Source organism: Pseudomonas sp. TE6288, assembly GCF_054062095.1.
The window spans coordinates 1-22329 of the sequence record NZ_JBSSEW010000012.1 but is presented as its reverse complement, the minus strand read 5'-3'; the positions used below and the strand labels follow the sequence as shown (position 1 = coordinate 22329).

General features: G+C 64.6%; 19 protein-coding genes. 15 read left to right on the top strand and 4 right to left on the bottom strand.

The features are described 5' to 3' along the window. The first annotated feature begins 2 nt into the window (after window positions 1–2). The 9 genes from murD to lpxC all read left to right on the top strand — a co-directional run bounded on the left by murD (window position 3) and on the right by lpxC (window position 10457). Window positions 3–1349 carry a UDP-N-acetylmuramoyl-L-alanine--D-glutamate ligase gene (gene murD, locus ACVWY1_RS13925; protein WP_258599204.1) on the top strand — a complete coding sequence of 449 codons (1347 nt, stop codon included), beginning with the start codon at window positions 3–5 and terminating at the stop codon, window positions 1347–1349. After that, the gene (gene ftsW / locus ACVWY1_RS13920) at window positions 1346–2560 is read left to right on the top strand and encodes a putative lipid II flippase FtsW (RefSeq protein WP_102682675.1); all 1215 of its coding nucleotides are present in this window, start codon (window positions 1346–1348) and stop codon (window positions 2558–2560) included. Before murD ends, ftsW begins: the two co-directional genes overlap by 4 nt. Further along, a complete protein-coding gene (gene murG / locus ACVWY1_RS13915) occupies window positions 2550–3629 on the top strand; it encodes an undecaprenyldiphospho-muramoylpentapeptide beta-N-acetylglucosaminyltransferase (protein WP_046857007.1) in 1080 nt (359 codons plus the stop codon). Before ftsW ends, murG begins: the two co-directional genes overlap by 11 nt. Continuing rightward, entirely contained in the window at window positions 3622–5070 is a 1449-nt protein-coding gene (gene murC / locus ACVWY1_RS13910) for a UDP-N-acetylmuramate--L-alanine ligase (RefSeq protein ID WP_102682676.1), read from the top strand. Before murG ends, murC begins: the two co-directional genes overlap by 8 nt. Then, window positions 5067–6023 (top strand): D-alanine--D-alanine ligase, encoded by a 957-nt coding sequence (locus ACVWY1_RS13905; RefSeq protein ID WP_198754378.1) that lies wholly within the window; start codon window positions 5067–5069, stop codon window positions 6021–6023. The genes murC and ACVWY1_RS13905 overlap by 4 nt, the downstream gene beginning before the upstream one ends. 5 nt (window positions 6024–6028) lie before the next feature. Then, complete coding sequence (locus ACVWY1_RS13900) at window positions 6029–6898, top strand: cell division protein FtsQ/DivIB (RefSeq protein ID WP_023629819.1); 870 nt, start codon at window positions 6029–6031, stop codon at window positions 6896–6898. A gap of 14 nt (window positions 6899–6912) precedes the next feature. After that, window positions 6913–8181 (top strand): cell division protein FtsA, encoded by a 1269-nt coding sequence (gene ftsA / locus ACVWY1_RS13895; RefSeq protein WP_094010215.1) that lies wholly within the window; start codon window positions 6913–6915, stop codon window positions 8179–8181. Window positions 8182–8236: 55 nt separating this feature from the next. After that, window positions 8237–9433, top strand: a complete 1197-nt coding sequence (ftsZ, locus tag ACVWY1_RS13890) for a cell division protein FtsZ (protein ID WP_016395521.1) — start codon at window positions 8237–8239, stop codon at window positions 9431–9433. A gap of 112 nt (window positions 9434–9545) precedes the next feature. After that, window positions 9546–10457 carry a UDP-3-O-acyl-N-acetylglucosamine deacetylase gene (lpxC, locus tag ACVWY1_RS13885; RefSeq protein WP_046857004.1) on the top strand — a complete coding sequence of 304 codons (912 nt, stop codon included), beginning with the start codon at window positions 9546–9548 and terminating at the stop codon, window positions 10455–10457. 145 nt (window positions 10458–10602) lie between these two features. On the opposite strand, the gene ACVWY1_RS13880 is transcribed toward lpxC, so the two are convergent. After that, complete coding sequence (locus tag ACVWY1_RS13880) at window positions 10603–11064, bottom strand: DUF721 domain-containing protein (protein WP_110700451.1); 462 nt, start codon at window positions 11062–11064, stop codon at window positions 10603–10605. Window positions 11065–11397: 333 nt separating this feature from the next. On the opposite strand from ACVWY1_RS13880, the gene secA reads away from it, so the two are divergent. From secA to ACVWY1_RS13860, 4 genes are all read left to right on the top strand, one after another. After that, window positions 11398–14133 carry a preprotein translocase subunit SecA gene (gene secA, locus ACVWY1_RS13875; RefSeq protein ID WP_102682679.1) on the top strand — a complete coding sequence of 912 codons (2736 nt, stop codon included), beginning with the start codon at window positions 11398–11400 and terminating at the stop codon, window positions 14131–14133. A gap of 88 nt (window positions 14134–14221) precedes the next feature. Then, window positions 14222–15439 carry a bifunctional glutamate N-acetyltransferase/amino-acid acetyltransferase ArgJ gene (gene argJ, locus ACVWY1_RS13870; protein ID WP_102682680.1) on the top strand — a complete coding sequence of 406 codons (1218 nt, stop codon included), beginning with the start codon at window positions 14222–14224 and terminating at the stop codon, window positions 15437–15439. A 93-nt stretch (window positions 15440–15532) separates the two neighbouring features. After that, entirely contained in the window at window positions 15533–16165 is a 633-nt protein-coding gene (locus tag ACVWY1_RS13865) for a glutathione S-transferase family protein (protein ID WP_110700445.1), read from the top strand. Continuing rightward, entirely contained in the window at window positions 16162–17106 is a 945-nt protein-coding gene (locus tag ACVWY1_RS13860) for a Nudix family hydrolase (RefSeq protein ID WP_457378408.1), read from the top strand. The genes ACVWY1_RS13865 and ACVWY1_RS13860 overlap by 4 nt, the downstream gene beginning before the upstream one ends. A 40-nt stretch (window positions 17107–17146) precedes the next feature. Here ACVWY1_RS13860 and ACVWY1_RS13855 read toward each other — a convergent pair whose 3' ends face one another. The 3 genes from ACVWY1_RS13855 to ACVWY1_RS13845 are packed head-to-tail and all read right to left on the bottom strand — an operon-like array spanning window position 17147 to window position 20697. Continuing rightward, window positions 17147–17713 (bottom strand): cob(I)yrinic acid a,c-diamide adenosyltransferase, encoded by a 567-nt coding sequence (locus ACVWY1_RS13855; protein WP_111531712.1) that lies wholly within the window; start codon window positions 17711–17713, stop codon window positions 17147–17149. A 1-nt stretch (window position 17714) separates the two neighbouring features. Further along, the gene (locus ACVWY1_RS13850) at window positions 17715–19742 is read right to left on the bottom strand and encodes a sensor histidine kinase (RefSeq protein WP_102682684.1); all 2028 of its coding nucleotides are present in this window, start codon (window positions 19740–19742) and stop codon (window positions 17715–17717) included. A 37-nt stretch (window positions 19743–19779) separates the two neighbouring features. Beyond that, window positions 19780–20697, bottom strand: a complete 918-nt coding sequence (locus tag ACVWY1_RS13845) for a putative 2-dehydropantoate 2-reductase (RefSeq protein WP_102682685.1) — start codon at window positions 20695–20697, stop codon at window positions 19780–19782. A gap of 101 nt (window positions 20698–20798) precedes the next feature. On the opposite strand from ACVWY1_RS13845, the gene ACVWY1_RS13840 reads away from it, so the two are divergent. Both ACVWY1_RS13840 and ACVWY1_RS13835 read left to right on the top strand, forming a co-directional pair. Then, entirely contained in the window at window positions 20799–21284 is a 486-nt protein-coding gene (locus tag ACVWY1_RS13840) for a YajQ family cyclic di-GMP-binding protein (RefSeq protein WP_139668800.1), read from the top strand. A 113-nt stretch (window positions 21285–21397) separates the two neighbouring features. Further along, window positions 21398–22234, top strand: a complete 837-nt coding sequence (locus ACVWY1_RS13835) for a mechanosensitive ion channel family protein (RefSeq protein ID WP_023631294.1) — start codon at window positions 21398–21400, stop codon at window positions 22232–22234. Window positions 22235–22329: the final 95 nt, after the last annotated feature.

The window sequence follows — 22329 nt, the reverse complement described above, 5'->3', positions numbered from 1 at the left end:
GCGTGTCACTGATCGCTTCCGACCAATTCCGCATCGTTGTCGGCCTCGGCAAGAGCGGCATGTCCCTGGTTCGCTTCCTGGCGAACCGGGGCATTGCCTTTGCGGTCGCCGACACCCGCGAGCAACCGCCGGAACTGGACACCCTGCGCCGTGAATACCCGCAGGTGGAAGTGCGCTGTGGCGAGCTGGACGTGGACTTCCTGTGCCGGGCCAGCGAGCTGTATGTCAGCCCTGGCCTGGCCCTGGCCACACCTGCGCTGCAACAGGCCGCCGCGCGTGGCGTCAAGCTGTCCGGGGACATCGAGCTGTTCGCCCATCACGCCAAGGCGCCGATCGTGGCCATCAGCGGCTCCAACGCCAAGAGCACCGTGACCACCCTGGTCGGCGAGATGGCCGCCAAGGCAGGCAAACGTGTGGCGGTCGGCGGCAACCTCGGTACCCCGGCCCTGGACCTGCTGGCTGACGACGTCGAGCTGTATGTGCTGGAGCTGTCGAGCTTCCAACTGGAGACCACCGACCAGCTCAACGCCGAAGTGGCCACCGTGCTGAACATCAGCGAAGACCACATGGACCGCTACAGCGGCCTGCCGGCCTATCACCTGGCCAAGCACCGGATCTTCCGTGGCGCCCGCCAGGTGGTGGTCAACCGCCAGGATGCCCTGAGCCGTCCGTTGCCGGTCGAAGGCCGGCCGTGCTGGACCTTTGGCCTCAACGCGCCGGACTTCAAGGCCTTCGGCCTGCGTGAAGTGGATGGCGAGAAATACCTGGCGTTCGAGTTCCAGACCCTCATGCCGGTGCGCGAGTTGAAGATCCGTGGTGCTCACAATCACAGCAACGCCCTGGCTGCCCTGGCTCTCGGCCATGCCGTCGGCCTGCCATTCGCGCCGATGCTCGAAGCCCTGCGCGAATTCAAGGGCCTGGCCCATCGTTGCCAGTGGGTGCGCGAGCGCAACGGCGTGAACTGGTACGACGATTCCAAGGCCACCAACGTCGGTGCCGCGCTGGCGGCGATCGAAGGCCTGGGCGCCGATATCGAGGGCAAACTGGTGCTGATCGCCGGCGGCGATGGCAAAGGCGCCGATTTTGCGGCCTTGCGTACCCCGGTGGCGCAGCATTGTCGCGCCGTGGTGCTGATCGGTCGCGATGCCGAACGCCTGGCCGAAACCCTGAAGGATGCCGTGCAACTGGTGCCCGTGCAGACCCTTGATGAGGCCGTGCAGCGTTGCGCCGAGCTGGCCCGCGCCGGTGACGCGGTGCTGCTGTCGCCGGCCTGCGCCAGCCTCGACATGTTCAAGAACTTTGAAGAACGCGGGCGCCTGTTCGCCCAGGCAGCGGAGGGGCTGGCATGATCTTCGGCATCCTCAAGCCGTACCCGTCGCCGCTGATCAGCGGCCGTGGCATCGACCTCGACTTCCCGCTGCTGGCCGGTTGCCTGGCGCTGCTCGGCCTGGGCCTGGTGATGATCACCTCGGCCTCCTCCGAAGTGGCCGCGGTGCAGTCCGGCAACCCGCTGTACCACATGTTCCGCCACCTGGTGTACGTCACCCTTGGCCTGGGCGCCGGGTTGATGACCATGCTGGTGCCGATCGCCACCTGGCAGCGCATGGGCTTCATGATGCTGATCGGTGCCTTCGGTCTGCTGGTGCTGGTGCTGGTGCCCGGTATCGGCCGTGAGGTGAACGGTTCGATGCGCTGGATCGGCTTCAGCTTCTTCAACGTCCAGCCATCGGAGATCGCCAAGGTCTTCGTGGTCATTTATCTCGCCGGCTACCTGGTGCGTCGCCAGACCGAGGTGCGCGAGAGCTGGATGGGCTTCTTCAAACCGTTCATCGTGCTGCTGCCAATGGCCGGCCTGCTGCTGATGGAGCCGGACTTCGGCGCCACGGTGGTGATGATGGGCGCTGCGGCGGCCATGCTGTTCCTCGGGGGAGTGGGTCTGTTCCGCTTCTCGCTGATGGTGGTGCTGGCGGTCATATCGGTGGTGGTGCTGGTCCAGGCCCAGCCTTACCGGATGGCGCGCCTGATCACCTTCACCGATCCCTGGAGCGATCAGTTCGGCTCCGGCTACCAGCTGACCCAGGCGTTGATCGCCTTCGGGCGCGGCGAATGGTTGGGCGTGGGCCTGGGCAACAGTGTGCAGAAGCAGTTCTACCTGCCCGAGGCGCACACCGACTTCGTGTTCTCGGTGCTGGCCGAAGAGCTGGGGGTGGTCGGCTCGCTGCTGACCATCGCGTTGTTCGTGTTCATCACCGTGCGTGCCCTGTACATTGGCCTGTGGGCCGAGAAGGCCAAGCAGTTCTTCGCCGCCTACATGGCCTTCGGTTTGTCGTTCCTGTGGATCGGCCAGTTCTTGATCAACATCGGCGTGAACGTCGGCTTGCTGCCGACCAAGGGCCTGACCCTGCCGTTCCTCAGCTACGGGGGCAGTTCCCTGGTGATCTGTTGCGCCTGTGTCGGCCTGCTTTTACGCATCGAGTGGGAGAGCCGCACCCATCTGGGCAGCGAAGAACACGAGTTCAAGGAGAGCGATTTTGCCGAGGAGCCCAGCCATGGCCGCTGACGGCAAGAACGTCCTGATCATGGCCGGTGGCACCGGGGGACACGTGTTCCCGGCCCTGGCCTGTGCCCGCGAGTTCCAGGCCCGCGGCTACAGCGTGCACTGGCTGGGTACCCCGCGTGGCATCGAGAACGAACTGGTGCCCCAGGCCGGCCTGCCGCTGCACCTGATCCAGGTCACCGGCCTGCGCGGCAAGGGCAAGCTGTCGCTGCTCAAGGCGCCGTTCACCCTGGTCAAGGCCGTGCTGCAGGCGCGGCGCATCGTCCGTGAGCTCAAGCCGGTCTGCGTGGTCGGCTTCGGTGGCTATGTGACCGGTCCCGGTGGTGTTGCCGCCCGGCTGTGCGGCGTGCCACTGGTGATCCACGAGCAGAATGCCCGCGCCGGGACCACCAATCGTTTGCTGCTGCCGCTGGCCGCGCGTGTCTGCGAAGCATTCCCGGACACTTTTGCCGCCAGTGACAAGCTGCGCACCACCGGCAATCCGGTACGCCCGGAGCTGTTCATGGACGCCCTGCGCGCGCCCCTGGCCGAGCGCCGTGCGCGCCTGTTGGTCATGGGCGGCAGCCTGGGTGCGGAACCATTGAACAAATTGTTGCCTAAGGCCCTGTCCGAGGTGCCGGCGAACCTGCGCCCCGAAGTCTTCCACCAGGCGGGCAGGAACCATGCGCCCGTCACCGCCGAGCGTTATCACGAGGCGGGGGTCGAGGCCCAGGTCGAACCGTTCATCAAGGACATGGCCCATGCCTATGGCTGGGCCGATATGGTGGTGTGCCGGGCCGGTGCCCTGACCGTCAGCGAACTCGCGGCGGCGGGCCTGCCCTCGATGCTGGTGCCCTTGCCCCATGCCATCGACGACCACCAGACCCACAACGCCCAATACCTGGCACGTGAAGGCGCCGCCTTCCTGATGCCACAAGCGACTACTGGCGCAGCGCAGCTCGCTGAACGCCTGAACGAGGTGCTGATGCAACCCGAGAAACTCAACGCCATGGCCGGCACCGCCCGCCGCCTGGCCAAACCTGCCGCAACCAGCACCGTGGTGGATATCTGCCTGGAGGTGGCCCATGGTTGAGAGCCAGAAAGCCATGCCGCATCCGAAGATGGGCCGCATCCGTCGTATCCACTTCGTCGGTATCGGCGGCGTGGGCATGTGCGGCATCGCCGAAGTGCTGCTGAACCTCGGCTATGAAGTGTCCGGCTCCGACCTTAAGGTGTCGCCGGTCACCGAGCGCCTTGAGTCGTTCGGCGCCGAGATCTTCGTCGGCCACCGCGCCGAGAACGCCGCCAACGCCGATGTGCTGGTGGTGTCCAGCGCGATCAATCCGGCCAACCCGGAAGTCGCCACCGCACTGGAGCGCCGCATCCCTGTGGTGCCGCGTGCCGAGATGCTCGCCGAGCTGATGCGCTATCGCCATGGCGTGGCGGTAGCCGGCACCCACGGCAAGACCACCACCACCAGCCTGCTGGCCTCGGTGTTCGCCGCCGGTGGCCTGGACCCGACCTTCGTCATCGGTGGTCGCCTGACCGCGGCCGGGACCAACGCGCAGTTGGGCACCAGCCGCTACCTGATCGCCGAAGCCGACGAGAGCGACGCCAGCTTCCTGCACCTGCAGCCCATGGTCGCCGTGGTCACCAACATCGACGCCGACCACATGGCCACCTACGAAGGCGACTTCAACAAGCTGAAGAAGACCTTCGTCGAGTTCCTGCACAACCTGCCGTTCTATGGGCTGGCGGTGATGTGCCTGGACGACCCGGTGGTGCGTGAGATCCTGCCGCAGGTCAAGCGTCCGACGGTCACCTACGGCTTCAGCGAAGAGGCCGATATCCGCGCCATCAACGTGCGTCAGCAGGGCATGCAGACCCACTTCACCGTGCTGCGCCGTGACTGCGAGCCGCTGGAAGTGTCGGTGAACATGCCAGGCAACCACAACGTGCTGAACGCTTTGGCGACCATCGCCATCGCCACCGACGAAGGCATTAGCGACGAGGCCATCGTCCAGGGGCTGTCGGGCTTCCAGGGCGTTGGCCGGCGTTTCCAGGTCTACGGCGAGCTGCCGGTCGACGGTGGCAGCGTGATGCTGGTCGACGACTATGGCCACCATCCGACCGAGGTCGCCGCGGTGATCAAGGCCGTGCGTGGCGGCTGGCCGAGCCGCCGCCTGGTGATCGTCTACCAGCCGCACCGCTATAGCCGCACCCGCGACCTGTACGACGATTTCGTGCAGGTGCTGGGCGATGCCAACGTGCTGCTGCTGATGGAGGTCTACCCGGCCGGCGAAGAGCCGATCCCCGGCGCCGACAGCCGCCAGCTGTGCCACAGCATCCGCCAGCGCGGCAAGCTCGATCCGATCTACATCGAACGCGGCGCCGAGCTCGCGCCGTTGGTCCAGCCGCTGCTGCGCGCCGGTGACATCCTCATCTGCCAGGGTGCTGGCGATGTCGGCGGCCTGGCCCCGCAATTGATGAATAGCCCGCTGTTCGCAGGCGCCAAGCAGGAGAAGTCGAAATGACCAGCGCCTACGACAAGTTGCACTCGACCCTGGACGCCAAGGCCTTTGGCCGCGTCGCCGTGCTGTACGGGGGCAAGAGTGCCGAGCGTGAGGTTTCCCTGAAGTCGGGCAAGGCAGTGATCGAGGCGCTGACCAGCGCTGGTGTCGACGTAGTCGCCATCGACGTCGGCGACGACCTTCTGAACCGCCTGCAGAGCGAGAAGATCGACCGCGCCTTCATCATCCTCCACGGCCGTGGTGGTGAGGACGGCAGCATGCAGGGCCTGCTCGAGTGCCTGGGGATTCCCTACACCGGCAGCGGCATTCTTGCCTCGGCGCTGGCCATGGACAAGCTGCGCACCAAGCAGGTGTGGCAGAGCCTGGGTATCCCCACGCCGCGTCACGCCGTGCTGGCCAGCGAGCAGGATTGCGTGGCCGCCAGTGCGGAACTGGGCTTCCCGTTGATCGTCAAACCCGCCCATGAAGGTTCGAGCATCGGCATGGCCAAGGTGAACAGCGAGCAAGAGCTGGTCGCCGCCTGGAAAGACGCCGCCAACTACGATTCGCAAGTCCTGGTCGAGCAATGGATCCACGGCCCGGAATTCACCATCGCCGTGCTGCGTGGCCAGGTGCTGCCGCCGATCGCGCTGGGCACGCCGCACGTGTTCTACGACTACGACGCCAAGTACATCGCCAATGACACCCAGTACCGCATCCCGTGCGGCCTGGACAGCGTCAAGGAGCAGGAACTGATCGACCTTACCGCGCGCGCCTGCGATGCCGTTGGCATCGAGGGCTGGGGCCGTCTGGACGTGATGCAGGACGAGCAGGGCCGTTTCTGGCTGCTCGAGGTCAACACCGCACCGGGCATGACCGACCATAGCCTGGTGCCCATGGCGGCCCGTGCCGCCGGTCTGGACTTCCAGCAGCTGGTGCTGGCGATCCTGGCCGACAGCGTAGCGACGAGAGGTTAATAGCCATGCAAGGCGCGATGATACGTCAGCAGCCACCCGTTACCGGCCGTAGCAAGCCGGTGCCGCGTGGTGCCAGCCGACTGGTGGCCGACGAGCCCGTATCGGCGCGCCTGCCGCGGCCAAGCTTCGGCGGCCTCAAGCGCCTGCTGTGGCCGGTATTGCTGGTGGCCGCCGGCTTTGGCGCCTATGAGGGGGCCATTCGCCTGATGCCCTACGCCGACCGGCCGATCACCAAGATCGCCGTGCAGGGTGATCTCAGCTACATCAGCCAGCAGGCGGTGCAGCAGCGTATCGCGCCCTACGTGGCGGCGAGCTTCTTCACCGTCGACCTCGCGGCGATGCGCGTCGAGCTCGAGCAGATGCCTTGGATCGCCCACGCCGAGGTGCGCCGGGTGTGGCCGGACGAGGTGGTGATCCGCCTGGAAGAACAGTTGCCGGTGGCGCGTTGGGGCGACGAGGCCTTGCTCAACAACCAGGGCCAGGCCTTCACCCCGCGCGAACTGGCCAACTATGAGCACCTGCCGCAGCTGTTCGGGCCGCAGCGCGCTCAGCAACAAGTCATGCAGCAGTATCAGGTATTGAGCCAGATGCTGCGCCCCATGGGCTTTTCCATCGCTCGCCTGGAGCTGCGCGAGCGAGGCAGCTGGTTCCTGACCACTGGCGCGGGTAGCGCCGGCCCAGGTATCGAGCTGCTGCTGGGGCGCGACCACCTGGTGGAGAAGATGCGCCGTTTCATTGCCATTTACGACAAATCGCTTAAAGACCAGATCACCAATATCGCCCGCATCGATCTGCGTTATTCCAACGGACTTGCCGTTGGTTGGCGGGAACCGAATGCACCGACGACGGCCCAACCCGCCGTTGCGAAGAATTAGAGAGAGGCAGGACCATGGCAAACGCGCATAGCGGCAAAATGATCGTCGGGCTGGACATCGGCACCTCCAAGGTGGTGGCGCTGGTGGGTGAAGTCGGCGAGGACGGTACCCTGGAGATCGTCGGGATCGGCACCCATCCGTCCCGCGGCCTGAAGAAGGGCGTGGTGGTGAACATCGAGTCGACGGTGCAGTCGATCCAGCGCGCCGTGGAAGAGGCCCAGCTGATGGCCGGCTGCCGCATCCACTCGGCGTTCGTCGGCGTGGCCGGCAACCACATCCGCAGCCTGAACTCCCACGGCATCGTCGCCATCCGCGATCGCGAAGTCAGCACCGCCGACCTTGAGCGCGTGCTCGATGCCGCCCAGGCCGTGGCCATTCCGGCCGACCAGCGGGTGCTGCACACCCTGCCGCAGGACTACGTGATCGACAACCAGGAAGGCGTGCGCGAGCCCCTGGGCATGTCGGGCGTGCGCCTGGAAGCCAAGGTCCACGTGGTTACCTGCGCGGTGAACGCGGCGCAGAACATCGAAAAATGCGTGCGTCGCTGTGGTCTGGAAATCGACGACATCATCCTTGAACAGCTGGCCTCGGCCTACTCGGTGCTGACCGACGACGAGAAGGAGCTGGGCGTGTGCCTGGTGGACATCGGTGGCGGCACCACCGACATCGCCATCTTCACCGAAGGTGCGATCCGCCACACCGCGGTAATCCCGATCGCCGGCGACCAGGTCACCAACGACATCGCCATGGCCCTGCGTACGCCTACGCAGTACGCCGAGGAAATCAAGATCCGCTACGCCTGCGCCCTGGCCAAGCTGGCCGGCGCCGGCGAGACCATCAAGGTGCCGAGCGTGGGTGATCGCCCGCCGCGCGAGCTGTCGCGCCAGGCCCTGGCCGAAGTGGTGGAGCCGCGTTACGACGAGCTGTTCACCCTGATCCAGGCCGAACTGCGCCGCAGCGGCTACGAGGACCTGGTGCCGGCCGGCATCGTCCTCACCGGCGGCACCGCGAAGATGGAAGGCGCCGTGGAACTGGCCGAGGAAATCTTCCACATGCCGGTACGCCTGGGCGTGCCGCACAGCGTCCGCGGGCTGAGCGACGTGGTCCGCAACCCGATCTATTCCACCGGCGTGGGCCTGCTCACCTACGGCCTGCAGAAGCAGTCCGAGGACCTGTCCCTGACCGGTATCAGCAACAGCAACAGCAGCAACAACAGCTATGGCGATGAACCCAAGGGGCCAGTGCTTGAGCGACTCAAGCGTTGGGTCCAGAGCAACTTCTGAGTTTCAAAGCAGTAGTGGTAGGCGCGACAACTAGAGAACTGTAAGGAGAGGGAAAATGTTCGAGCTCGTAGACAACGTCCCGCAAAGTCCGGTCATCAAGGTGATCGGCGTCGGCGGTGGCGGCGGCAACGCCGTCAACCACATGGTCAAGAGCAGCATCGAAGGCGTGGAGTTCATCTGCGCCAACACCGATGCTCAGGCGCTGAAAAACATCGGCGCGCGCACCATCCTGCAACTGGGCACTGGTGTGACCAAGGGCCTGGGTGCTGGCGCCAATCCGGAAGTCGGCCGTCAGGCCGCGCTGGAAGACCGTGAGCGCATCGCCGAAGTGCTGCAGGGCACCAACATGGTGTTCATCACCACCGGCATGGGTGGCGGTACCGGTACCGGCGCGGCGCCGATCATCGCCGAAGTGGCCAAGGAAATGGGCATCCTCACCGTTGCGGTGGTGACTCGTCCGTTCCCGTTCGAAGGCCGCAAGCGCATGCAGATCGCCGATGAAGGCATCCGCATGCTGGCTGAAAGCGTCGACTCGTTGATCACCATCCCCAACGAGAAGCTGCTGACCATCCTGGGCAAGGATGCAAGCCTCCTGTCCGCCTTCGCCAAGGCCGACGACGTGCTGGCCGGCGCCGTGCGCGGCATTTCGGACATCATCAAGCGTCCGGGCATGATCAACGTCGACTTCGCCGACGTACGCACCGTGATGGGTGAGATGGGCATGGCGATGATGGGTACCGGTTGCGCCAGCGGCCCGAACCGTGCTCGCGAAGCCACCGAGGCGGCGATCCGCAACCCGTTGCTCGAAGACGTCAACCTGCAGGGCGCCCGCGGCATCCTGGTGAACATCACCGCAGGGCCTGACCTGTCGCTGGGCGAGTACTCCGACGTGGGTAGCATCATCGAGGCCTTCGCCTCCGACCACGCGATGGTCAAGGTCGGCACCGTGATCGACCCGGACATGCGCGACGAGCTGCACGTGACCGTCGTGGCCACTGGCCTGGGCGCGCGCATCGAGAAACCGGTCAAGGTGGTCGACAACACCCTGCAGACCGCCCAGCAGGCGTATGAGGCCTCCAACCCGGCCCCGGTTCGCCAGGAGCAGTCGGCCGTCAACTACCGTGACCTGGAGCGTCCGACCGTGATGCGCAACCAGGCCCATGCAGGTGCCGCGGCAGCCGCTAAACTCAACCCTCAGGATGATCTGGACTACCTGGATATCCCGGCGTTCCTGCGTCGTCAGGCCGATTAATGGAATTTATCAGGGGTATAAGGGTGATTGGTGTTCAGCAAAGGCCGGGTCTGTTATCATCCCCAGCCTTTGTTGATACCTGTTCGCAATTTGCGCTGAAGCGGCCAATGCCATGATTAGACAACGCACCCTGAAGAATACCATCCGTGCCACAGGCGTCGGCCTGCACTCCGGGGAGAAGGTCTACCTGACCCTCAAGCCTGCGCCTGTCGACAGCGGCATCGTCTTCCGTCGCGCCGACCTCGACCCTGTGGTCGAAATCCCGGCGCGCGCGGCCAACGTCGGCGAGACCACCATGTCCACCACGCTGGTCAACGGTGACGTCAAAGTCGATACGGTCGAGCACCTGCTCTCCGCCATGGCGGGCCTGGGCATCGATAACGCCTACGTCGAGCTCTCCGCCTCGGAAGTGCCGATCATGGATGGCAGCGCCGGACCCTTCGTATTCCTGATCCAATCGGCCGGCCTGGAAGAACAGGACGCACCGAAGAAGTTCATCCGCATCCTGCGTGAAGTGACAGTGGAAGAGGGCGACAAGCGCGCCACTTTCCTGCCCTTCGACGGATTCAAGGTGAGCTTCGAGATCGACTTCGATCACCCGGTCCTCAAGGGCCAGACCCAGAGCGCGGTCGTCGACTTCTCGAGCACCTCGTTCGTGAAGGAAGTCAGCCGTGCCCGTACCTTCGGTTTCATGCGTGACATCGAGTACCTGCGCAAGCACAACCTTGCGCTGGGTGGCAGTGTCGAGAACGCCATCGTCGTCGACGAAACCGGTGTGCTCAACGAAGACGGCCTTCGTTCCGATGACGAATTCGTCAAGCACAAGATCCTCGACGCCATCGGCGATCTGTACCTGCTGGGCAACAGCCTGATCGGCGAGTTCAAGGGCTACAAGTCCGGACACGCGCTGAACAACCAGCTGTTGCGCAAGCTGATTGCGGAAACCGACGCCTGGGAAGTGGTCACCTTCGAAGATGCCAGCACGGCACCGATCTCGTACATGCGCCCTGTTGCGGCTGTGTAAGTTCGAACACTCTCTCTAGTGATTAAGGCCACCTTCGGGTGGCCTTTTTTATGGCTGGGATTTGGATCTGGGCTGATGGCAAACAGTTCGAGAGCTGCGTTGTGGCGGATATCGAGTACCTATGCAAGGTTCAAGTCGAGCGCTCTCAACCGTTATCCTTCCCTTGAGCATGCGCCGCCAATCGCTCCAGCGCCGCCTTGAGCTTCGGGTCACTGATTCCTTCCGCCGACCCTCGGATACTCTGAGCGGCAGTTTCCGAAAGCTCCGGCCCTTGCCCCTCGCGTTTGGCTGCCACCAGCGGCGGTTGCACCTTGAACAGTATGCGCGTCAGGTTGGCGAAGGCTTCCATGGCCATGAGCTGACGTTGCAGGCGTTTCTGCTGGTAGCGCAGGCGGGTCGCCCAATGGCCGTCGGTAACCACCAGCAACAACGTCCCTTCCTTCCAGGAAGCCACGTGGCAATGCTCGCGGGCGGCTGGCTGCAGCTGGCTTTCCAGCAGGCGCTGCAGGTGCTCCAGGCGCTCGGCCTGGTTCAGCAGCAGGCGCAGCGGGCGTGCCTTGCGCAGCAGGGCCGAGGGCGGGTGGGCGGAAGAGGGTTTGTAGGCCATGGAAGTTCGCGGCGGGTTGCTAGACCGGCAGTTTAACAGGCGCCGCCTGATCGCGGGGCAAGCCCTTTCCCACGCGACGTGCGAAACGGCCATGCTGGCTGGGATCTTGATGCAAGTCATTCGCGATACGTTTCATCTGCGCGCACCTTGAACTTGCGCAAAAAGCCCCTATGTTAGTCAAGCCCCCTAAAAGCGCTGTGCCAGCATCGTGGAAATCCACCACTTTCCTCACCATCGTTTCCGGGTAGAATGCTCGTTCGCATGCGGCCTCTGGGCTGCACGGGCGACTCATGGGGCCGCCCTCCATCCCTACGTGTGGAAGATCCTGCCGATATGTTTGCGCCTTTGTTAAAAAAACTTTTTGGAAGCAAGAACGAGCGTGAAATCAAACGCATGCTCAAGACGGTGAGCACCGTCAATGCCTTCGAAGAGAAGATGGTGGCCCTCTCCGACGAGCAGCTGCGGAGCAAGACCGCAGAGTTCAAGGAGCGCCTGGCCAAAGGCGAAACGCTTGATCAACTGCTGCCCGAAGCCTTCGCCGTGGCCCGCGAGGCCGGCAAGCGCGTGATGGGCATGCGTCACTTCGATGTCCAGCTGATCGGCGGCATGACCTTGCACGAAGGCATGATCGCAGAAATGCGTACCGGTGAAGGCAAGACCTTGGTCGGTACCCTGGCCGTCTACCTCAACGCGCTGTCCGGCAAGGGCGTGCACGTGGTCACGGTGAACGATTACCTGGCCCGCCGCGACGCCAACTGGATGCGCCCGCTGTACGAGTTCCTCGGCCTGACCGTGGGCATCGTCTCGGCCTTCCAGCCGCCGGAAGAGAAACGCGCCGCCTACGCCGCGGACATCACTTACGGCACCAACAACGAATTCGGTTTCGACTACCTGCGCGACAACATGGCGTTCAGCCAGGACGAGAAGTTCCAGCGTGAACTGAACTTCGCGGTGATCGACGAAGTCGACTCGATCCTCATCGACGAAGCGCGTACCCCGCTGATCATCTCCGGCCAGGCCGAGGACAGCTCCAAGCTGTACATCGAGATCAACCGCCTGATCCCGCGTCTGATCCAGCACATCGAGGAAGTCGAAGGCCAGGTGACCCAAGAGGGTCACTACAGCATCGACGAGAAGAGCCGCCAGGTCGAACTGAACGAGGCCGGCCACCAGTTCATCGAGGACATGCTCACCCAATCCGGCCTGCTGGCCGAGGGCGAGAGCCTGTACTCCGCGCACAACCTGGGCCTGCTGACCCACGTCTACGCCGGCCTGCGGGCGCACAAGCTGTTCCATCGCAACGTCGAGTACATCGTCCAGGACGGCCAGATCCTCCTGATCGACGAGCACACCGGCCGCACCATGCCGGGCCGCCGCCTGTCCGAGGGCCTGCACCAGGCCATCGAGGCCAAGGAAAACCTGAACATCCAGGCCGAAAGCCAGACCCTGGCCTCGACCACCTTCCAGAACTACTTCCGCCTGTACACCAAGCTGTCCGGCATGACCGGTACCGCCGACACCGAGGCGTTCGAGTTCGCGCAGATCTATGCGCTCAACGTGATGGTCATCCCGCCGAACAAGCCGTTGGCGCGCAAGGACTTCAACGACCTGGTGTACCTGACCGCCGACGAGAAGTACGCGGCAATCATTGCCGACATCAAGGAAAGCATGGCCCAGGGCCGTCCTGTCCTGGTCGGCACCGCGACCATCGAAACCTCCGAGCACATGTCCAACCTGCTCAAGAAGGAAGGTATCGACCACAAGGTCCTGAACGCCAAGTACCACGAGAAAGAAGCCGAGATCATCGCGCAAGCCGGTGCGCCGGGTGCCCTGACCATCGCCACCAACATGGCCGGTCGTGGTACCGACATCCTGCTGGGCGGTAACTGGGAGGCCGAAGTCGCCGCCCTGGACAACCCGACCGCCGAGCAGATCGCCCAGATCAAGGCCGACTGGCAGAAGCGCCACCAGCAGGTGCTGGAGGCCGGCGGCCTGCACGTGATTGCCTCCGAGCGCCACGAATCGCGGCGTATCGACAACCAGCTGCGTGGCCGTGCCGGCCGTCAGGGCGATGCCGGCTCGAGCCGCTTCTACCTGTCGCTGGAAGACAGCCTGATGCGCATCTTTGCCTCCGACCGGGTGAAGAACTTCATGAAGGCGCTGGGCATGCAGTCCGGTGAGGCCATCGAGCACCGCATGGTGACCAACGCCATCGAGAAAGCGCAGCGCAAGGTCGAGGGTCGCAACTTCGATATCCGCAAGCAGCTGCTCGAATACGACGACGTGGCCAACGAACAGCGCAAGGTGATCTACCACATGCGCAACAGCCTGCTGGCGGCCGAGAACATCGGTGACACCATCGCCGAGTTCCGCCTGGAAGTGCTCGATGCCACCATCAGCCAGCACATCCCGCCGCAGTCGCTGCCCGAGCAGTGGGACGTGGCCGGCCTGGAGGCCTCGCTGTCCAGCGACTTCGCCATGAAGCTGCCGATCCAGCAGTGGCTCGACGAAGACGATCACCTCTACGAGGAGACCCTGCGCGAGAAGCTGCTCAAGGAAATCACCGACGCCTACAACGAGAAGGAAGACCAGGCCGGCATCGACGCCCTGCGTACCTTCGAGAAGCAGATCCTGCTGCGCGTGCTGGACGACCTGTGGAAAGACCACCTGTCGACCATGGACCACCTGCGCCACGGTATCCACCTGCGCGGCTATGCGCAGAAGAACCCCAAGCAGGAGTACAAGCGCGAATCCTTCACCCTGTTCCAGGAGCTGCTCGAGTCGATCAAGCGCGACACCATCCGCGTGCTGTCGCACGTTCAGGTCCGTCGCGAAGACCCGGTCGAGGAAGAAGCCCGTCTGCGCCGCGAGGCCGAGGAACTGGCCAGCCGCATGCAATTCCAGCACGCCGCCGCACCAGGCCTGGAAGGCGAGCAACTGGCCGAGGAGGGCGCTGAAGTCGCCGTCGCATCGGCCCCTGTGCGCAACGACATGAAGCTCGGTCGCAACGAGCCTTGCTGGTGTGGCTCGGGCAAGAAATTCAAGCATTGCCATGGTCAGATTGAATGATCTGAACCACCTGCAGTAACGTGATACATCCGGGGCCGCTTTGCGGCCCCGCTTTTTGTTCTCAACCGATTTATCTAGGAGCGCTCTAATGGCTGTTGGTCTTGGTCCCCTGCCCACCCTGCACCCGGTTCCCGGTTTCGAACTCGGTATCGCCTCGGCGGGCATCAAGCGCCCGGGGCGCAAGGATGTGGTGGTGATGCGCTGCGCCGAAGGCTCCAGCGTCGCCGGCGTGTTCACCCTCAACGCCTTCTGCGCGGCCCCGGTGATCCTCTCCAAGCAGCGCGTGCAGGGCACCGTGCGTTACCTGCTGACCAACACCGGCAACGCCAACGCCGGCACCGGCGCACCGGGCCTGGCCGCCGCCGAGCGCACCTGCGCCAGGCTGGCCGAACTGGCCGGCGTGCCGGCCGAGTCGGTCCTGCCGTTCTCCACCGGCGTGATCGGCGAGCCGCTGCCGGTCGAAAAGATCGAAGGCGCGCTGCAGGCCGCCCTGGACAACCTGTCGGAAAACAACTGGGCCGAAGCCGCCACCGGCATCATGACCACCGACACCTTGCCCAAGGGCGCCAGCCGTCAGTTCCAGTTCGACGGCAAGACCATCACCGTCACCGGTATCAGCAAGGGCGCGGGGATGATCCGCCCGAACATGGCCACCATGCTCGGCTACATCGCCACCGACGCCAAGGTCGCCCCGGCGGTGTTGAAGGACCTGATGCTCGACGGCGCCAACAAGTCGTTCAACCGCATCACCATCGACGGCGACACCTCGACCAACGACTGCTGCATGCTGATCGCCACTGGCAAGGCCGATGTGCCGGAAGTGACCGAGGCCAGCGGCGCGCTGTTCGAAGCACTGAAGCAAGCGGTGTTCGAAGTGTGCATGGAGGTGGCGCAAGCCATCGTCCGTGACGGCGAAGGCGCCACCAAGTTCGTCACCGTGCAGGTCAACGGTGGGGGCAACCACCAGGAATGCCTGGACGTTGGCTATGCCGTGGCCCACTCGCCGCTGATCAAGACCGCGCTGTTCGCCTCCGACCCCAACTGGGGCCGCATTCTCGCAGCTGTCGGTCGCGCCGGCGTGCCCGAGCTGGATGTCAGCCTGATCGACGTGTATCTGGACAGTGTGTGCATCGCCAGCAAAGGCGGGCGCAGCCCGAGCTACACCGAGGCACAGGGCTCGGCGGTGATGGCCCAGGAAGAGATCACCATCCGCATCGAGCTCGGCCGTGGCCAGTGCAGCGAAACCATCTGGACCACCGACCTGTCCCACGAGTACGTGAAGATCAACGCCGAATACCGCACCTGACCCATCACGGGGCAAGCCCGCTCCCACGCACAGCTTGGTGGGAGCGGGCTTGCCCGCGATTACCGCACACTGCCCGCAACATGGAGCCGAACCATGAGCTATCACCTGATCATCGGCGACAAGCTGTATTCCTCCTGGTCGCTACGCGGCGCCCTGGCCCTTGACCTGGCCGGCGTGCCCTACGAAGAAACCCTGATCAAACTCAACCAGCCCGATACCCGCCAGCGCCTGCTGGCGTTCTCGGCCACAGGCAAGGTGCCGCTGCTCAAGACCGAGCATGGCGTCATCGCTGACTCCCTGGCCATCGCCGAGTACCTCAACGAGCAGCATCCGCAAGCATGCCTGTGGCCGGACGACATCGCGGCCCGTGCCCAGGCGCGTTCGGCCTGTGCCCAGATGCACAGCGGCTTCTTCGCCCTGCGCGGCGCCATGCCGTTCGACCTGTCCCGCGACCAGGCGCTGGAAAGCGTGCCGCTGGATGTGCAGGTCGACATCGACCGCATGGTCGCCCTTTGGTCCGAGTGCCGCCTGGTGGCCAAGGATAGTGGCCCGTTCCTGTTTGGCCGGCCGACCCTGGCCGATGCCTTCTTCGCCCCGGTGGCCGTGCGCCTGCGCACCTACCGCGTCGAGGTGCCGGCCGAGGCCGCCGCCTATATCGAAACCATCTACCAGTGGCCGGCCTTCCAGGCCTGGCAGCGGGCTGGCCTGGCGGAGCGTGAAGGGTGAAGCGGATTCATGTAGTAGCCGCGGTCATCCGCGGTGCCGATGGTCGCATCCTGATCGCACGCCGTGCGGATACTCAGCATCAAGGCGGCTTGTGGGAGTTCCCTGGCGGCAAGGTGGAAGCGGGGGAGGGCGTCGAAGCGGCGCTGGCCCGTGAGCTGCGTGAGGAACTGGGTATCGAGGTCACGGGGTCGCGCCCGCTGATCAAGGTCAGTCACGATTACCCGGACAAGCAGGTGTTGCTGGATGTGCGAGAGGTGGATGGCTTTACCGGTGAGCCACATGGGGCAGAAGGGCAGCCTTTGGCGTGGGTGGCTCCGCGTGACCTGGGCCAGTATGCGTTCCCCGAGGCCAACAAGCCGATCGTCGCCGCCGCGCGTTTGCCCGATCAATACCTGATCACCCCGGACGGTCTGGAAGTGCCCGAGTTGCTCAAGGGTATCCAGAAGGCCGTGGCCAGCGGTATCAGGCTGATCCAGTTACGGGCACCGGACATGTACGACCCGAAGTACCGCGATGTGGCGGTCGACGCGGTTGGCCTGTGCGCAGGCAAGGCGCAACTCATGCTCAAGGGGCCGCTGGAATGGCTGGGCGACTTCCCGTCGGCCGGCTGGCACCTGACCGCCGCGCAGTTGCGCAAGTACGCGGCCAAGGGCCGGCCATTCCCGAAGGAGCGCTGGCTGGCGGCGTCCTGCCACAGTGCCGAGGAGCTGGCATTGGCCGAGCAGATGGGGGTGGATTTCGTCACCCTGTCGCCGGTGCAGGCGACCCAGACGCACCCTGAGGCAGCGCCGCTGGGCTGGGATGAGGCGCAGCAGTTGACTGCAGGGTTCAGCCATCCGGTGTTCTTGCTCGGTGGGGTAGGGCCGGGCGAGCGTGAGCGGGCGTGGGAAGTCGGCGCGCAAGGTGTTGCCGGGATTCGGGCGTTCTGGCCTGAGGCCTGAGTGGCCTGGTAGAGGGGCCGCTTCGCGGCCCCTTGCGGTGTCAGCCTGCTGGCTTATCCGCCGCCTGCCATAACACCTCGGCAACACCCTGCCGCCGCCCGATGATCCGCGCCGCGACAAACAGCAGATCCGAAAGGCGGTTGATGTACGCCAAACCCACGCCTTCCAGCGGTTCTACAGCATTCAACTGCTGACACCGGCGCTCCGCACTGCGCGCCAGGCTCCGGCACACATGCGCCTGAGCGATCAGCGCCGAACCGCTGGGCAGAATGAAGTTTTTCAGCGGCCCCAGCTCTTCGTTCCACATATCGATGGCGGCCTCCAGCCGCTCCACTTCGGCCTGGTTCAACGCTTGGTAACTGGGCATCGCCAGCTCGCCGCCCAGGTCGAACAAACGGTGCTGGCAGGGCGTCAGGATCTCGCTGACCTCATCCAGCCCCTGCTCGGCCAAGCCGGCCAGCAGCAGCCCAAGCTGGCTGTTGAGGCTGTCCACCTCGCCGATTGCCTCGACGCGCGGATGGTCCTTGGGCACTCGGCGCCCATCGCCCAGGCCGGTTTCACCTTTGTCGCCGGTGCGCGTATAGATCTTCGACAGGCGATAGCCCATGTCATGTCTCCGTGTTCAGGGGGGCCGGTTGGGCCTGGTTCAGGGGCAGGCGCAGGGTGAAGCAGGTGCCCTGGCCCGGGGTCGACTGTACTTCCATCTGCCCCTTGTGATTGTTGGTGATGATGAAGTACGACACCGACAGGCCCAGGCCGGTGCCCTGGCCGATCTCCTTGGTGGTGAAGAACGGCTCGAAGGTGCGCTTGCGCACCGTCTCGGGCATGCCGACGCCGTTGTCCTCGACCTGGATTTCTGCCCAGGGCGGGTTGAGCCGGGTGCGCAAGGTGATACGCCCGGGCTCGCTGGGTTGCGGGCGCTGGTGGATGGCCTGGGCGGCGTTCTTCAACAGGTTCAGCAGCACCTGCTCCAGTTCGTTGGCGGTGCAGGGCACCGGCCCCAGCTGTGGGTCGAACTGGCGGACGATGGCCTGGCCCTTGAAGTCGAAGCCGATGGCCAGGTCGAAGTCGTTGCCGGCGATCTCCACCGCCTGGTCGATCAACGCCGGCAGGTCGCAAGGGGCGAGCTGACGGTTGCTGCGACGGCTGAAGCTGAGCATGTGGGTGACGATCTTGGCGGCCCGTGCGCCGGCTTGCTGGATGCCGTCGAGCAACTGTGGCACCTCGCGGCTGTCCAGGTAGCGATTGACGGCCGGCAGGTCGATGCCCAGCTCGCTGGCTTGCTCCTGGTTGCGCGGCAGGTCCGGCGACAGGCGGCGGCGGATGTTCTGCACGTTGTGCAGGATCGCACCCAGCGGGTTGTTGATTTCGTGGGCCATGCCGGCGGCCAGGCCGCCGACCGAGAGCATCTTCTCGGACTGCACCATCATTTCTTCCAGTGACAGACGCTGGGTGATGTCGTCGATACGGATCACCACGCCGCGTCCGCCACCGCCCATCAGCGGGTAGAAAGTCAGCGCGTAGTGGCGCAGGTCCTCGCCCTTGGGCCAGGTGACGCGCTCGACCTTGGCGACTCGGTGCTTCTCCACGCTCTCCTTGAGCTGCGGCAAGAACGGCTTGAGCGGCTCGAATGCGAGGAAGATCGGCTGGTTCAGCGCTTCGTCCAGCGGTGTCCCGGAGAGCACCGTGGCCTCGTGGTTCCACTGGGTGACGTAGAGCTGTTCGTCGAGGGCGATCAGCGCCGAGGGCATCGAGTCGATGATGCTGTTCAGGTAGTTCTGGAAACCGGTGAGTTTTTTCTCGATCTTGCTGCGCACCTGGACTTCCAGTTCCAGCTTGCGGTTGGTATGGCGGGTTTCCTCGGCCAGGCCCTGGGCCTGGTCATAGGCATCCTGGAACTCGTCACGGGTGCGCTTGAGCTGCTGCTCGCGGGCTTCGATGCGCGACAGCATGGTATTGAACGCCTCGGCCAGGCCGCCGATTTCGTCGTCGTTGCCGCGCTGGGCGCGCAGGGCATAGCTTTCCTCGCGGGTGACCTGGCGGGTCAGTTCTTCGAGGCGATTGATCGGCAGGGTGATCAGGCGCTTGATCTGCCGGGCGATGAGCAGCCACAGCAGCACACTGAACACCAGGATGGCCAGGCTGGCGGAGAGGGTGCCGGTGTAGAACGCCGTGGGTAGTTCACTGCTGGCCACCAGCAGCAGGTGTGCGGGGGGCGCGGCGTTGCGTGGCAGGCGGATCAGCTGGGTACTGCGAAACTCCATCAGGCGCCAGCCATCGATGTTGCGGTAGCGCTTGGGCAGGCTCAGCGGCTCGCCATGTTGCAGTTGCGCCAGCAGGCGCCCGTCGCCGCCGTAGATGGCCGCCGCGCGCAATGGCGAGTAGCTGTCGAGCTCCTTCAGTAGCGCCGTGGCGGCTTCCGGCGAGTCGCCGGCCCGTGAGGACAGCTGCGGGTTGGACACCAGCTTGCCGATGGTCTGCAGGGCCTGGGGCGCCATGCTCTCCTGGGTGATCCAGTAAGCGGCGCTGATGAAGGCGAGGTTGGCCACCAGCAGGATGGTCACCAGCAGCACCAGCAAGGCCGCCAGCAGCTTCTGCCCGACCGGTAGGTTTTCCAGGCGTTGACGCAGGGTCATGGGTCTGAGGGTGTCCGTATCCGATGAATGGGCAGAATCAGTCGCTGCGCAGGCCACGCGCCTGCAGGTTATCGACCAGGCGCCGGTGCAGGTGTTCCAGTTGCGGCACTGCCAGGCCGTGTCGGCCAGCGGCGCGGCAGGCGTGGCCGAGCAGGTAGTGGACCTCGGTGCGCCGGCCATGGCGGACATCCTGGTACATGGAAGAGTAGTTGGCCGCGGTGGCCAGGATCACCCGCTGTACTTCCTCGTGCAGGTCGCTGGCCGCTTCGGGCTGGCCGCAACGGTGCAGCAGGTTGACCAGTTCGTCGCACAGTGGGTCGACTTCGGTCAGGTACCCGAGCAGGCCGCCATTCTGGCAGTCGTGCAGTACCGTCAGCGGGTTGATCGCACAGTTGAGCGCCAGTTTGCGCCACAGGCGAGCAGGGATGTCGAGCGCCCACTGGGCCGGTATGCCGGCGTCGTGCAGGTCGTCGAACCAGGATGGCATGCCGGGGCTGGCCGGATCACCCAGCCAGTTGAAGCCGTGGCCGGCAAAGCGAACCTGCCAGTCGGCTTCGCGGAACGCGCCCTCGGTGCTGGAGGCGAAGATGCAGCGGGCGTGGGGCACCTGCTCGGCAACCTCGTCCTGGCTGCCCAGGCCGTTCTGCAACAGTACCAGCTCGGCGCCATGGGCCAGCCTGGGGGCCAGGCGCGCCACGGCAGGCGCGGCGTCGTAGGCCTTGCAGGCGACCAGCAGGCGATGGATCGGGCCGGGCGCGTCGAAGCTCTCCGCAGGGATCGCATAGTGGTGCTGGGCATCCTGCTCCACCAGGGTCAGCCCGCCCTTGCGTTCATAGGCGGCCAGGCGCTGCTGGTCGCGCAGGATCAGGCGAACCGCCTTGCCGGCGCGGGCCAGGCGACAGGCCCAGAGGCTGCCGAGGCTGCCGGCGCCGAGAATATGCCAGGTGCTGCTCATCTGCGTTTCGCAACCCGTTATAATGAGTCCGCATTTTAACCCCCTAACCCTGACGCGCTCCATCTTCAAGCTGAGCGCGCTGTTTTTTTATGGAGAACCCCATGCCTTCGTTCGACGTGGTATCGGAACTGGACAAGCACGAAGTCACCAACGCCGTGGACAACGCGGTGAAGGAACTGGACCGCCGCTATGACCTCAAGGGCAAGGGCAGCTTCGAGTTCAAGGACAAGGAGCAGACCGTGATGCTGACCGCCGAGGCCGAGTTCCAGCTCGAGTCGATGGTCGAAATCCTGCGTCTGGCTCTGGTCAAGCGCAAGATCGACGTCAAGTGCCTGGAAGTGAAGGACGCCTATCCGTCCGGCAAGGAGATGAAGCAGGAAGCCAAGTTCCGCGAAGGCATCGACAAGGAACTGGCGAAAAAGATCGTTGCCCACATCAAGGACGCCAAGCTCAAGGTCCAGGCCTCGATCCAGGGCGAGCAGGTACGCGTCACCGGCAAGAAACGTGACGACCTGCAGGAGGCCATCGCCGCGTTGCGCGCGAAGGAATTCGACATGCCGCTGCAGTTCAACAACTTCCGCGATTGATCGCACGGCGGCCCGGAACCTTGATGGCGCATTGATGTCCATCGGGGTCCGGGCCGCTGGCTTTGCGCTGCCCGCTTCACTGTGTACTTGCCGTTCGGCATCAGGAGATAAACATGGATTTGAACGCTGAAGTCGATCAGCTGGTTCGCCAATCGCAGACCTGGGTTCCCTTGATCATGGAGTACGGCAGCCGCCTGTTGCTGGCGCTGCTGACCCTGGCCATCGGCTGGTGGATCATCAACAAGCTCAGTGCCCGTCTTGGCAAGCTGGTGGGCCTGCGTGCCGACGCCGCGCTGCAGGGCTTCATCAGCACCCTGGCCAACATCGTGCTGAAGGTGCTGCTGATGGTCAGCGTGGCGTCGATGATCGGTATCGAGACCACCTCGTTCGTCGCCGCCATCGGTGCCGCCGGCCTGGCCATCGGCCTGGCCTTGCAAGGCAGCCTGGCCAACTTCGCCGGCGGTGTGCTGATCCTGATGTTCCGTCCGTTCCGTATCGGTGACTGGATCGAGGCCCAAGGTGTCAGTGGCACCGTGGACAGCATCCAGATCTTCCACACCGTGCTGCGCACCGGCGACAACAAGACCGTGATCATGCCTAACGGCAGCCTCTCCAACGGCATTATCACCAACACCAACCGCCAGCCGACCCGCAAGGTGGTGTTCGACGTGGGCGTGGATTACGACGCCGACCTGCAGAAGGCGCGCAATGTACTGCTGGAGCTGGCCCAAGATCCGCGTGTGCTGCAGGACCCGGCACCGCAGGCGGTTATTTCGACCCTGGGTGACAGCTCGATCACCGTGTCGCTGCGCATCTGGACCAAGACCGCCGACTACTGGGATGTGATGTTCATGCTCAACGAGCATGCCCGCGACCGGCTCAAGGCAGAAGGGATCGACATTCCGTTTCCGCAGCGGGTGATCCGTGTGGTGCAGGAGACCGTGGCGTAACATAAGCGTCCGCGAAATCGGGGCCGCTTCGCGCCCCATCGCCGGCAAGCCGGTTCCCACAGGGTCAATGGTCAACCTGTGGGAGCCGGCTTGCC

Excerpts from the sequence above, each read along its gene's own strand:
- secA (WP_102682679.1), top strand. The coding sequence starts at position 11,398 with ATGTTTGCGCCTTTGTTAAAAAAACTTTTTGGAAGCAAGAACGAGCGT.
- ACVWY1_RS13850 (WP_102682684.1), bottom strand. The coding sequence starts at position 19,742 with ATGACCCTGCGTCAACGCCTGGAAAACCTACCGGTCGGGCAGAAGCTG.
- ACVWY1_RS13880 (WP_110700451.1), bottom strand. The coding sequence starts at position 11,064 with ATGGCCTACAAACCCTCTTCCGCCCACCCGCCCTCGGCCCTGCTGCGC.
- murG (WP_046857007.1), top strand. The coding sequence starts at position 2,550 with ATGGCCGCTGACGGCAAGAACGTCCTGATCATGGCCGGTGGCACCGGG.
- argJ (WP_102682680.1), top strand. The coding sequence starts at position 14,222 with ATGGCTGTTGGTCTTGGTCCCCTGCCCACCCTGCACCCGGTTCCCGGT.
- ftsZ (WP_016395521.1), top strand. The coding sequence starts at position 8,237 with ATGTTCGAGCTCGTAGACAACGTCCCGCAAAGTCCGGTCATCAAGGTG.
- ACVWY1_RS13865 (WP_110700445.1), top strand. The coding sequence starts at position 15,533 with ATGAGCTATCACCTGATCATCGGCGACAAGCTGTATTCCTCCTGGTCG.
- ACVWY1_RS13845 (WP_102682685.1), bottom strand. The coding sequence starts at position 20,697 with ATGAGCAGCACCTGGCATATTCTCGGCGCCGGCAGCCTCGGCAGCCTC.
- ACVWY1_RS13905 (WP_198754378.1), top strand. The coding sequence starts at position 5,067 with ATGACCAGCGCCTACGACAAGTTGCACTCGACCCTGGACGCCAAGGCC.
- ACVWY1_RS13855 (WP_111531712.1), bottom strand. The coding sequence starts at position 17,713 with ATGGGCTATCGCCTGTCGAAGATCTATACGCGCACCGGCGACAAAGGT.
- murC (WP_102682676.1), top strand. The coding sequence starts at position 3,622 with ATGGTTGAGAGCCAGAAAGCCATGCCGCATCCGAAGATGGGCCGCATC.
- ACVWY1_RS13835 (WP_023631294.1), top strand. The coding sequence starts at position 21,398 with ATGGATTTGAACGCTGAAGTCGATCAGCTGGTTCGCCAATCGCAGACC.
- ACVWY1_RS13840 (WP_139668800.1), top strand. The coding sequence starts at position 20,799 with ATGCCTTCGTTCGACGTGGTATCGGAACTGGACAAGCACGAAGTCACC.
- ACVWY1_RS13900 (WP_023629819.1), top strand. The coding sequence starts at position 6,029 with ATGCAAGGCGCGATGATACGTCAGCAGCCACCCGTTACCGGCCGTAGC.
- lpxC (WP_046857004.1), top strand. The coding sequence starts at position 9,546 with ATGATTAGACAACGCACCCTGAAGAATACCATCCGTGCCACAGGCGTC.
- ftsW (WP_102682675.1), top strand. The coding sequence starts at position 1,346 with ATGATCTTCGGCATCCTCAAGCCGTACCCGTCGCCGCTGATCAGCGGC.
- ftsA (WP_094010215.1), top strand. The coding sequence starts at position 6,913 with ATGGCAAACGCGCATAGCGGCAAAATGATCGTCGGGCTGGACATCGGC.